A 5,449-nucleotide genomic window follows, 5' to 3' on the forward strand; every position below is an offset into this window, starting at 1 on the left:
GGCCCGGCCGGTGGCGGCGGCGGTCGTCCCGGCTTCGGCGGTCGTCCCGGCGGCCCCGGTGGCCGTGGTGGCACGCAGGGCGCCTTCGGCCGTCCCGGCGGCCCGGCCCGTCGCGGCCGCAAGTCGAAGCGGCAGCGGCGCCAGGAGTACGAGGCCATGCAGGCCCCGTCCGTGGGCGGCGTGATGCTGCCTCGCGGCAACGGCGAGACCATTCGCCTGTCGCGCGGTGCGTCCCTCACCGACTTCGCGGAGAAGATCAACGCCAACCCGGCGTCGCTCGTCGCGGTCATGATGAACCTCGGCGAGATGGTCACGGCCACGCAGTCCGTCTCCGACGAGACGCTGCAGCTCCTCGGCGACGAGATGAACTACGCGGTTCAGATCGTCAGCCCCGAGGAGGAGGACCGTGAGCTGCTCGAGTCCTTCGACATCGAGTTCGGCGAGGACGAGGGCGGCGAGGAGTTCCTCATGCCGCGTCCGCCGGTCGTGACCGTCATGGGTCACGTCGACCACGGTAAGACCCGACTGCTGGACGCGATCCGCAAGACGAACGTCGTCGCGGGCGAGGCCGGCGGTATCACGCAGCACATCGGTGCGTACCAGGTCTCCACCGAGGTCAACGACGAAGAGCGTCGCATCACCTTCATCGACACCCCGGGTCACGAGGCGTTCACCGCCATGCGTGCCCGCGGTGCCAAGTCCACCGACATCGCGATCCTGGTGGTCGCGGCCAACGACGGTGTCATGCCGCAGACGGTCGAGGCGCTCAACCACGCCAAGGCCGCGGACGTCCCGATCGTCGTCGCCGTCAACAAGATCGACGTCGAGGGCGCGGACCCGGTGAAGGTGCGCGGTCAGCTGACCGAGTACGGCCTGGTGGCCGAGGAGTACGGCGGCGACACCATGTTCGTCGACATCTCCGCCAAGCAGGGTCTGCACATCGACTCCCTGCTGGAGGCCGTCGTCCTCACCGCCGACGCCTCGCTCGACCTGCGGGCCAACCCGGAGCAGGACGCGCAGGGTATTGCGATCGAGTCCCACCTCGACCGCGGTCGCGGTGCCGTCTCCACCGTCCTGGTCCAGCGCGGAACCCTGCGCATCGGCGACACGATGGTCGTCGGCGACGCGTACGGCCGTGTCCGGGCGATGCTCGACGACAAGGGCAACAACGTCGACGAGGCGGGTCCCTCGACCCCCGTCCTGGTCCTGGGTCTGACCAACGTCCCGGGCGCCGGCGACAACTTCCTCGTCGTGGACGAGGACCGTACGGCCCGCCAGATCGCCGAGAAGCGGGCGGCGCGCGAGCGCAACGCCAACTTCGCCAAGCGCACCCGCCGGGTGTCCATCGAGGACCTCGACAAGGTGCTCAAGGCCGGCGAGGTCCAGCAGCTCAACCTCATCATCAAGGGTGACGCGTCCGGTGCGGTCGAGGCTCTCGAGTCCTCGCTGCTCCAGCTGGACGTCGGCGAAGAGGTCGACATCCGCGTCCTGCACCGCGGCGTCGGTGAGGTCACGGAGTCCGACATCAACCTGGCCATGGGCTCGGACGCCATCGTCATCGGCTACAACGTCCGCGCGGCCGGCCGTGCCACGCAGATGGCCGAGCGCGAGGGCGTCGAGGTCCGCTACTACTCGGTGATCTACCAGGCCATCGAGGAGATCGAGGCGGCCCTGAAGGGTCTGCTCAAGCCGGAGTTCGAAGAGGTCGAGCTGGGTACGGCGGAGATCCGCGAGGTCTTCCGCTCGTCCAAGCTGGGCAACATCGCCGGTGTCCTCATCCGCTCGGGCGAGGTCAAGCGCAACACCAAGGCGCGCCTCATCCGCGACGGCAAGGTCGTCGCCGAGAACCTCAACATCGTCGGTCTGCGTCGCTTCAAGGACGACGTCACCGAGATCCGCGAGGGCTTCGAGGGCGGTATCAACCTCGGCAACTACAACGACATCAAGGTCGACGACGTCATCGCGACGTACGAGATGCGCGAGAAGCCGCGCGTCTGACGCGTGGCGGTTCGTACCGTGTCGTGACCGGGGCCGGTCGGCGGAATTTCCGTCGATCGGCCCCGGCCGTTGCGTGTACGGTTCTGGTGTCCCTGCCACGCGCTGGCTGGCAGGCCACCGAACCCGAACCGGCGGGAGATCCGGTTACTGCATGTACGTGGGGACTCTGTCCTTCGATCTGCTCCTCGGCGACGTCCACTCGTTGAAGGAGAAACGCTCCGTCGTACGGCCCATCGTCGCCGAGCTCCAGCGCAAGTTCTCTGTGAGCGCGGCCGAGGTGGGCGACCAGGACCTCCACCGCAGGGCCCGTATAGGGGTCGCGCTGGTGTCCGGGGACGCGGGGTTCGTGTCGGACGTACTCGACCGCTGCGAGCGGCTGGTCGCGGCACGCCCGGAAGTGGAGCTGCTGTCGGTGCGACGCAGGCTCCACGGTGATGAAGACTGATTGCAAGAAAAGAAGGAGAAGGACCAGTGGCCGACAACGCGCGGGCGAAGAAGCTGGCGGACCTCATCCGGGAGGTGGTCGCCCAGAAGCTGCAGCGAGGCATCAAGGACCCGCGCCTCGGTACGCACGTGACGATCACGGACACCCGGGTCACGGGTGACCTGCGGGAGGCCACGGTCTTCTACACGGTCTACGGCGACGACGAGGACCGGGCCAGTGCCGCCGCGGGCCTGGAGAGCGCCAAGGGCATCCTGCGCTCCGCGGTCGGCCGGGCGGCGGGGACCAAGTTCACGCCCACCCTGACCTTCGTGGCGGACGCGCTCCCGGAGAACGCCAAGACCATCGAGGACCTCCTCGACAAGGCGCGGCTCTCCGACGCCGCCGTACGCGAGGCGTCCTCGGGCGCCACGTACGCCGGCGAGGCCGACCCGTACAAGAAGCCGGGCGAGGACGAGGACGCAGCCGCGGAATGAGCAGGGCACACACGCCGGACGGACTTGTCATCGTCGACAAGCCGTCCGGCTTCACTTCGCACGACGTGGTCGCCAAGATGCGCGGGATCGCCAAGACCCGCCGGGTCGGCCACGCCGGCACCCTCGACCCCATGGCGACGGGCGTGCTCGTCCTCGGCGTCGAGAAGGCCACCAAGCTCCTCGGCCACCTCGCGCTGACCGAGAAGGAATACCTCGGCACGATCCGCCTCGGCCAGGACACCCTGACCGACGACGCGGAGGGCGAGATCACCTCCTCCACCGACGCCTCCGGGATCACCCGGGACGCCGTGGACGCGGGGATCGCCAAGCTGACCGGCGAGATCATGCAGGTGCCGTCCAAGGTCAGCGCGATCAAGATCAACGGTGTGCGCTCCTACAAGCGCGCCCGCGAGGGCGAGGAGTTCGAGATCCCGGCCCGGCCGGTCACCGTCTCGTCGTTCCAGGTGTACGACATGCGCGAGGCGCAGGCCGAGGACGGCACCAAGGTCGTCGACCTGGTCGTCTCCGTCGTCTGCTCCAGCGGCACGTACATCCGCGCCCTGGCCCGCGACCTCGGCGCCGACCTCGGCGTCGGCGGACACCTCACCGCGCTGCGCCGCACCCGGGTCGGCCCGTACAAGCTGGACAAGGCCCGGACCCTCGACCAGCTCCAGGAGGAGCTGACCGTGATGCCGATCGCCGAGGCGGCGATCGCGGCCTTCCCGCGCTGGGACCTGGACGCCCGCCGGGCGTCGCTGCTCGCCAACGGCGTACGGCTGGAGCTGCCGGACGAGTACGGGACCGGGCAGCCGGTCGCGGCGTTCGGCCCGGACGGCAAGCTGCTCGCCCTGGTGGAGGGCAAGGGCGGCAAGGCCAAGTCACTGGCGGTCTTCGCCTGAGGCTCCCCCCGGGGCCCTGACTTCCTGCCGACTCGGCTCCGGCCGCCTGCTCGGGCTCCGGCCGGACCCCGCTCGGCTCGCGCCGGGCACCCGGCCCGGCCCCCTGCTCGGCCTGCGCCGGGCCCCGCTCGGTTCCCGTTGAGGTCCGCACGGCTTCGGCCGCTGCCGACTGGGCTCCTGCCGGGGCCCGCTCGGCTGTCGGCTCGGCTCGCGGCGCGCCTCGGCTCCGGCCGGCCGCCGACCCGGCTTCCGCAGGCTGCTCGGCTCGGCCCGGGGTTTTCTCGGCTCCGGGGGGCTGCTCGGCGGCCGCCGGGCCCGGCTCGGCTCCGGGCGGACTCCGCTCGGTTCAGGCCGGCCGCCTGTTCGGCTTGCGTCGGGTTCCGCTCGGCTTGCGCCGGGCGCCCGGCCCGGCCGCCTGTTCGGCTTGCGCCGGGCTCCGCTCGGTTCCCTCCGGGCCCCGCTCGACGTGGAGCGGTGAACCGCATCGGTACTGCTGCTCACCGCTCCACGACCCCCCTCGGGTAGGTCTCTATCCACCCGGGCGCCCCTATTCACCCGTCCGAGCAGGCGCTCGGAGTGAATGGAGGGAGCGTAAGGGGGCGCTTTCCCCTCGTGTGCTTTTCCTGCTGATCTTCGTCGACCTACGGTCGTGTGATGGAGGTCACGGGGGAGCTGGTCCGGATCTGCGACATCGCCGGGCGGCCGCGCGGCTGCGGCTTCGTCGCCGACGACCGCGGGACGGTGCTGACCGGCCACGACGTCGTGGCCGGCCTGGACCGGGTGGTGCTGCACGGCCCGGGGCCGTCGCCGCGCACCTGGGTGGCCGAGGCATCGGCGGTGCTGCACCTGCCCTGGGCCGGGATGGCCCTCGTCCGCACCGACGGCCTGGGCGTACGCCCACTGCCGGTGACCGTACGCGAACCGCTCCCGGCCGGCAGATACGTACGCCTGGCGGCGCGGGGCTGGCGACAGGCCCGAATCCTCGGGGAGGTACCGGCCGCACCGCCGGCGGCTGCGACGGCCGGCCCCGGGTCGCCGGCGGAGCCGGCCACCGGACGGCGGCGGTCTGCTGCGCCGGGCGCTGAGCGGTGGCCGTCGGGGGCGCGGGGCGCTGAACGATGGCAGCCTGCGGCACCCGACGCTGAACCGTGGCCGCCCGGGGCGCCGGACGCCGAGCGGCGGTCGGCCGGGTCGCCGGACGGCGAGCGGTTGCCGTCTGGAGTGCCGGGCGAGGTGCGGCGGTCGGCCGGGGTGGCGGACACCGAACGGTGGTCGTCCGGGGCGCCGGACGGGGTGCGGCGGTTGCCCGGGGCGGCGGACGGCGAGTGGTGGGCGTCGGGCGGCGAGCGGTGGCCTTCTGGAACACCGGACGGGGTGCGGCAGTCGCCGGGGGCGGCCGACGACGGACGGTGGCCATCTGGAACGCCGGACGAGGCGCGGCGGGCGTCCGGGCTGGCGGATGCCGAGCGGTGGCCGTCTGGAACGGCGGGCGAGGCGCGGCAGTCGGCCGGGGCGGCGGATGCCGAGCGGTGGCCGTCTGGAACGGCGGGCGAGGCGCGGCGGGCGTCCGGGGCGGTGGATGCCGAGCGGTGGCTGTCCGGGGCGGCGGGCGGCGAGCGGTGGCCGTCTGGAAC

General features: G+C 72.0%; 4 protein-coding genes and 1 pseudogene. All 5 read left to right on the plus strand.

The window, feature by feature from the left end:
* Positions 1-1,998 (plus strand): translation initiation factor IF-2 (infB, locus tag GPJ59_RS32830; protein WP_219671568.1); only part of this gene is annotated, 1,998 nt, incomplete at its 5' end.
* Positions 1,999-2,149: 151 nt separating this feature from the next.
* On the plus strand, positions 2,150-2,443 hold the full coding sequence (locus tag GPJ59_RS32835) for a DUF503 domain-containing protein (protein WP_219671569.1): 294 nt from the start codon (positions 2,150-2,152) through the stop codon (positions 2,441-2,443).
* A 26-nt stretch (positions 2,444-2,469) separates the two neighbouring features.
* Positions 2,470-2,916, plus strand: a complete 447-nt coding sequence (gene rbfA, locus GPJ59_RS32840; RefSeq protein WP_219671570.1) for a 30S ribosome-binding factor RbfA — start codon at positions 2,470-2,472, stop codon at positions 2,914-2,916.
* Positions 2,913-3,815 carry a tRNA pseudouridine(55) synthase TruB gene (truB, locus tag GPJ59_RS32845; protein WP_219671571.1) on the plus strand — a complete coding sequence of 301 codons (903 nt, stop codon included), beginning with the start codon at positions 2,913-2,915 and terminating at the stop codon, positions 3,813-3,815. The genes rbfA and truB overlap by 4 nt, the downstream gene beginning before the upstream one ends.
* Positions 3,816-4,469: 654 nt before the next feature.
* Positions 4,470-5,449: pseudogene (locus GPJ59_RS32850) on the plus strand (hypothetical protein); the annotation flags it as partial.

It is taken from the genome of Streptomyces bambusae (assembly GCF_019400985.1).
Classification (GTDB): domain Bacteria; phylum Actinomycetota; class Actinomycetes; order Streptomycetales; family Streptomycetaceae; genus Streptomyces; species Streptomyces bambusae_A.

Bases quoted from the DNA above. Each gene is read 5' to 3' on its own strand.
- GPJ59_RS32835 (WP_219671569.1), top strand. From the start codon at position 2,150: ATGTACGTGGGGACTCTGTCCTTCGATCTGCTCCTCGGCGACGTCCAC.
- truB (WP_219671571.1), top strand. From the start codon at position 2,913: ATGAGCAGGGCACACACGCCGGACGGACTTGTCATCGTCGACAAGCCG.